The organism is Streptomyces sp. CO7 (genome assembly GCF_053474865.1).
The window spans coordinates 1200497-1201517 of record NZ_JBRIOU010000002.1 but is presented as its reverse complement, the minus strand read 5'-3'; the positions used below and the strand labels follow the sequence as shown (position 1 = coordinate 1201517).

The following is a 1021-nucleotide window of genomic DNA, read 5'->3' as shown; positions in this document are numbered from 1 at the left end:
CTTCCGGCCCCGCCCGCGCGGACCGCGGGGCTCACGCCGCGGCTCCGTGGTCCCGCGACGGTGCCGGCTCCGGCAGCCCACCGGCCCGGTGGCTCCGTGACGGCCGAGGCTCAGCCGTCGCGGAGCCATGGGCGCAGTTTCTCCGGGTTGCGGACCACCCACACACGGGTGACACGGCCGCCGGAGACGTCGAACGAGGCGACGGTCTCGACGACCCCGGCCCGCCGGGCCACCAGGCCGGGCAGACCGCCGACGGACCGCTCGACGAGCTCGAGCCCCGGGGCCCGGTCGGCGATCGCCGCCATGTACCGGGCGATGCGCGCGCCGCCCTCCACCGGGTGCGGCACGGTGCCGACCAGGCCGCCACCGTCCGCGGTCATCACGGCGGCCGGGTCGAGCAGGGCGATCAGCGCCTCGATGTCCTTGCTCTCCCACGCCTCCTTGACGCGCCGCACCACGTCCGCCCTGCCGCCCGTCTCCGGAGCGTCCCCGCCGCCCAGCCGCCGCCGGGCGGACGAGGCCAGCTGCTTGCAGGCGGCCGGGGTCCGGCCGAGCACTCCGGCGACCTCGGCGAACGGGTACCGGAAGACGTCGTGCAGGACGAACGCCACCCGCTCGGCCGGCGTCATCGCCTCCAGCACGACCAGGAAGGCCATGGACACCGACTCGTCCAGGACGATCTGGTCGGCGGGATCAGCGGGGAAGGGTGCACCGGCGCCGCCCGCCCGCTCCCACTCGGTCCGGTCGGGCAGCGGCTCGGGCAGCCACGCGCCGACGTAGCGCTCACGGCGGGCCCGCGCGGAGCCGAGCAGGTCCAGACAGATCCGGCCCGTCACCGTCGTCAGCCACGCGCCGGGGACGCGGATCTCCTGCCGCCTGCCCGGCGGCAGCGCGAACCAGCGCGCGTACGCCTCCTGCACCGCGTCCTCGGCCTCGGCCACCGAACCGAGCAGCCGGTAGGCGACGTTGATCAGTCCGCGCCGCTCGCCGGTCACCCCGTCCGTCTCCGCCCCCGCTGTCC

1 protein-coding gene is annotated in these 1021 nt (G+C 76.7%); it reads right to left on the bottom strand.

Features of this window, described 5'->3' with window-relative positions; genetic code table 11:
- Window positions 1–110: 110 nt before the first annotated feature.
- The gene (gene sigJ / locus ACOV8S_RS07410) at window positions 111–995 is read right to left on the bottom strand and encodes an RNA polymerase sigma factor SigJ (RefSeq protein WP_448317389.1); all 885 of its coding nucleotides are present in this window, start codon (window positions 993–995) and stop codon (window positions 111–113) included.
- Window positions 996–1021: the final 26 nt, after the last annotated feature.